This is a genomic window from Streptomyces sp. ISL-43 (assembly GCF_018614195.1).
GTDB lineage: Bacteria > Actinomycetota > Actinomycetes > Streptomycetales > Streptomycetaceae > Streptomyces.
In genome coordinates, this window is the sequence record NZ_JAGGOT010000078.1 from 1 (window position 1) to 5137 (window position 5137).

The 5137-nt window shown below is 56.9% G+C and carries 2 rRNA genes; both read left to right on the top strand.

What is annotated here, in order from left to right:
* Nucleotides 1–171 precede the first annotated feature (171 nt).
* A 16S ribosomal RNA gene (locus J7F03_RS35825) occupies nt 172–1696 on the top strand.
* 286 nt (nt 1697–1982) lie between these two features.
* Nucleotides 1983–5105, top strand: a 23S ribosomal RNA gene (locus J7F03_RS35830).
* The 16S and 23S rRNA genes sit together here, the layout of an rRNA operon.
* The last annotated feature ends 32 nt before the right edge of the window (nt 5106–5137 follow it).

Sequence of the window (5137 nt, forward strand, 5' to 3'; positions counted from 1 at the left end):
GCTACCCCGTCCATTTCGGTGGATGAGGTTCCTTTGAAAAAGACCTGTGAGGTCGCGGTTCTGCCGTGATGCTTGCAGGCAATTACACAGCGAGGACGCAGTGGACGGTCGGTCTTATTCCGACATGACTGTCCCGCTCTAAGTGCGTGTGCACCCGATTACGGGTAAACATTCATGGAGAGTTTGATCCTGGCTCAGGACGAACGCTGGCGGCGTGCTTAACACATGCAAGTCGAACGATGAAGCCCTTCGGGGTGGATTAGTGGCGAACGGGTGAGTAACACGTGGGCAATCTGCCCTTCACTCTGGGACAAGCCCTGGAAACGGGGTCTAATACCGGATAATACTCCTGCCTGCATGGGCGGGGGTTGAAAGCTCCGGCGGTGAAGGATGAGCCCGCGGCCTATCAGCTTGTTGGTGGGGTAATGGCCCACCAAGGCGACGACGGGTAGCCGGCCTGAGAGGGCGACCGGCCACACTGGGACTGAGACACGGCCCAGACTCCTACGGGAGGCAGCAGTGGGGAATATTGCACAATGGGCGAAAGCCTGATGCAGCGACGCCGCGTGAGGGATGACGGCCTTCGGGTTGTAAACCTCTTTCAGCAGGGAAGAAGCGAAAGTGACGGTACCTGCAGAAGAAGCGCCGGCTAACTACGTGCCAGCAGCCGCGGTAATACGTAGGGCGCAAGCGTTGTCCGGAATTATTGGGCGTAAAGAGCTCGTAGGCGGCTTGTCACGTCGGATGTGAAAGCCCGAGGCTTAACCTCGGGTCTGCATTCGATACGGGCTAGCTAGAGTGTGGTAGGGGAGATCGGAATTCCTGGTGTAGCGGTGAAATGCGCAGATATCAGGAGGAACACCGGTGGCGAAGGCGGATCTCTGGGCCATTACTGACGCTGAGGAGCGAAAGCGTGGGGAGCGAACAGGATTAGATACCCTGGTAGTCCACGCCGTAAACGTTGGGAACTAGGTGTTGGCGACATTCCACGTCGTCGGTGCCGCAGCTAACGCATTAAGTTCCCCGCCTGGGGAGTACGGCCGCAAGGCTAAAACTCAAAGGAATTGACGGGGGCCCGCACAAGCAGCGGAGCATGTGGCTTAATTCGACGCAACGCGAAGAACCTTACCAAGGCTTGACATATACCGGAAAGCATTAGAGATAGTGCCCCCCTTGTGGTCGGTATACAGGTGGTGCATGGCTGTCGTCAGCTCGTGTCGTGAGATGTTGGGTTAAGTCCCGCAACGAGCGCAACCCTTGTCCTGTGTTGCCAGCATGCCCTTCGGGGTGATGGGGACTCACAGGAGACCGCCGGGGTCAACTCGGAGGAAGGTGGGGACGACGTCAAGTCATCATGCCCCTTATGTCTTGGGCTGCACACGTGCTACAATGGCCGGTACAATGAGCTGCGATACCGTGAGGTGGAGCGAATCTCAAAAAGCCGGTCTCAGTTCGGATTGGGGTCTGCAACTCGACCCCATGAAGTCGGAGTTGCTAGTAATCGCAGATCAGCATTGCTGCGGTGAATACGTTCCCGGGCCTTGTACACACCGCCCGTCACGTCACGAAAGTCGGTAACACCCGAAGCCGGTGGCCCAACCCGTAAGGGAGGGAGCTGTCGAAGGTGGGACTGGCGATTGGGACGAAGTCGTAACAAGGTAGCCGTACCGGAAGGTGCGGCTGGATCACCTCCTTTCTAAGGAGCACAGTACCGATTGCAGACAAACGTTCTGCACGGTCAGCTCAGGGTGGAACGTTGATTAGTTGGCACCAGATGATCTGATGATTCTCAAGTACTGCTTCGGCGTGGAAAGAGGATTCGGAGGAGGTCTGGTGCTTGGCACGTTGTTGGGTATCTGAGGGTACGGCCGAAAGGCTGTCCTTCTGCGATGCCGGCCCCAGTGAACTCGCCAGCTTGTCTGGTGGGGTGATGGGTGGCTGGTCGTTGCTTGAGAACTACACAGTGGACGCGAGCATCTGTAGGCCAAGTTTTTAAGGGCGCACGGTGGATGCCTTGGCACCAGGAACCGATGAAGGACGTGAGAGGCCGCGATAGGCCCCGGGGAGCTGCCAACTGAGCTTTGATCCGGGGGTGTCCGAATGGGGAAACCCGGCAGTCGTCATGGGCTGTCACCCACTGCTGAACACATAGGCAGTGTGGAGGGAACGCGGGGAAGTGAAACATCTCAGTACCCGCAGGAAGAGAAAACAACCGTGATTCCGGGAGTAGTGGCGAGCGAAACCGGATGAGGCCAAACCGTATGCGTGTGATACCCGGCAGGGGTTGCGCATGCGGGGTTGTGGGAATTCTTTTGATCGGTCTGCCGGCCGGTCGGCGAGTCAAAAACCGTTGATGTAGTCGAAGGACATGCGAAAGGTCCGGCGTAGAGGGTAAGACCCCCGTAGACGAAACATCAGCGGCTTGCTTAAGAATCTCCCAAGTAGCACGGGGCCCGAGAAATCCCGTGTGAATCTGGCGGGACCACCCGCTAAGCCTAAATATTCCCTGGTGACCGATAGCGGATAGTACCGTGAGGGAATGGTGAAAAGTACCGCGGGAGCGGAGTGAAATAGTACCTGAAACCGTGTGCCTACAAGCCGTGGGAGCGTCGCCGTTATTCTTCGGAATAACGGTCGTGACTGCGTGCCTTTTGAAGAATGAGCCTGCGAGTTAGCGGTGTGTAGCGAGGTTAACCCGTGTGGGGAAGCCGTAGCGAAAGCGAGTCCGAATAGGGCGATTGAGTTGCACGCTCTAGACCCGAAGCGGAGTGATCTAGCCATGGGCAGGTTGAAGCGGAGGTAAGACTTCGTGGAGGACCGAACCCACCAGGGTTGAAAACCTGGGGGATGACCTGTGGTTAGGGGTGAAAGGCCAATCAAACTCCGTGATAGCTGGTTCTCCCCGAAATGCATTTAGGTGCAGCGTCACGTGTTTCTTGCCGGAGGTAGAGCACTGGATAGGCGATGGGCCCTACCGGGTTACTGACCTTAGCCAAACTCCGAATGCCGGTAAGTGAGAGCGTGGCAGTGAGACTGTGGGGGATAAGCTCCATGGTCGAGAGGGAAACAGCCCAGAGCATCGACTAAGGCCCCTAAGCGTACGCTAAGTGGGAAAGGATGTGGAGTCGCAGAGACAACCAGGAGGTTGGCTTAGAAGCAGCCACCCTTGAAAGAGTGCGTAATAGCTCACTGGTCAAGTGATTCCGCGCCGACAATGTAGCGGGGCTCAAGCGTACCGCCGAAGTCGTGTCATTCCAGCAATAGGGCCAACGCCCGCTGGGATGGGTAGGGGAGCGTCGTGTGCCGGGTGAAGCAGCAGCGGAAGCTAGTTGTGGACGGTTCACGAGTGAGAATGCAGGCATGAGTAGCGATACACACGTGAGAAACGTGTGCGCCGATTGACTAAGGGTTCCTGGGTCAAGCTGATCTGCCCAGGGTAAGTCGGGACCTAAGGCGAGGCCGACAGGCGTAGTCGATGGACAACCGGTTGATATTCCGGTACCCGCTTTGAAACGCCCAATATCGAATCAGGCGATGCTAAGTCCGTGAAGCCGTTCCGGACCCTTCGGGGAAAGGAAAGTGGTGGAGCCGGCGAACCAGACTTGTAGTAGGTAAGCGATGGGGTGACGCAGGAAGGTAGTCCAACCCGGGCGGTGGTAGTCCCGGGGTAAGGGTGTAGGCCGAGGGGTAGGCAAATCCGTCCCTCATTAAGGCTGAGACCTGATGCCGAGCCGATTGTGGTGAAGTGGATGATCCTATGCTGTCGAGAAAAGCCTCTAGCGAGTTTCATGGCGGCCCGTACCCTAAACCGACTCAGGTGGTCAGGTAGAGAATACCGAGGCGTTCGGGTGAACTATGGTTAAGGAACTCGGCAAAATGCCCCCGTAACTTCGGGAGAAGGGGGGCCATCACTGGTGATCGGATTTACTCCGTGAGCTGGGGGTGGCCGCAGAGACCAGCGAGAAGCGACTGTTTACTAAAAACACAGGTCCGTGCGAAGCCGTAAGGCGATGTATACGGACTGACGCCTGCCCGGTGCTGGAACGTTAAGGGGACCGGTTAGTCACATTTCGGTGTGGCGAAGCTGAGAACTTAAGCGCCAGTAAACGGCGGTGGTAACTATAACCATCCTAAGGTAGCGAAATTCCTTGTCGGGTAAGTTCCGACCTGCACGAATGGCGTAACGACTTCTCGACTGTCTCAACCATAGGCCCGGTGAAATTGCACTACGAGTAAAGATGCTCGTTTCGCGCAGCAGGACGGAAAGACCCCGGGACCTTTACTATAGTTTGATATTGGTGTTCGGTTCGGCTTGTGTAGGATAGGTGGGAGACTTTGAAGCGGCCACGCCAGTGGTTGTGGAGTCGTCGTTGAAATACCACTCTGGTCGTGCTGGATGTCTAACCTCGGTCCGTGATCCGGATCAGGGACAGTGTCTGATGGGTAGTTTAACTGGGGCGGTTGCCTCCCAAAGGGTAACGGAGGCGCCCAAAGGTTCCCTCAGCCTGGTTGGCAATCAGGTGTTGAGTGTAAGTGCACAAGGGAGCTTGACTGTGAGACCGACGGGTCGAGCAGGGACGAAAGTCGGGACTAGTGATCCGGCGGTGGCTTGTGGAAGCGCCGTCGCTCAACGGATAAAAGGTACCCCGGGGATAACAGGCTGATCTTCCCCAAGAGTCCATATCGACGGGATGGTTTGGCACCTCGATGTCGGCTCGTCGCATCCTGGGGCTGGAGTCGGTCCCAAGGGTTGGGCTGTTCGCCCATTAAAGCGGTACGCGAGCTGGGTTTAGAACGTCGTGAGACAGTTCGGTCCCTATCCGCTGTGCGCGTAGGAATATTGAGAAGGGCTGTCCCTAGTACGAGAGGACCGGGACGGACGAACCTCTGGTGTGCCAGTTGTCCTGCCAAGGGCATGGCTGGTTGGCTACGTTCGGGAGGGATAACCGCTGAAAGCATCTAAGCGGGAAGCCTGCTTCAAGATGAGTATTCCCACCTCCTTGAGAGGGTAAGGCTCCCAGTAGACGACTGGGTTGATAGGCCAGATGTGGAAGCCCGGTAACGGGTGGAGCTGACTGGTACTAATAGGCCGAGGGCTTGTCCTCAGTTGCTCGCGTCCACTGTGTTAGTTCTGAAG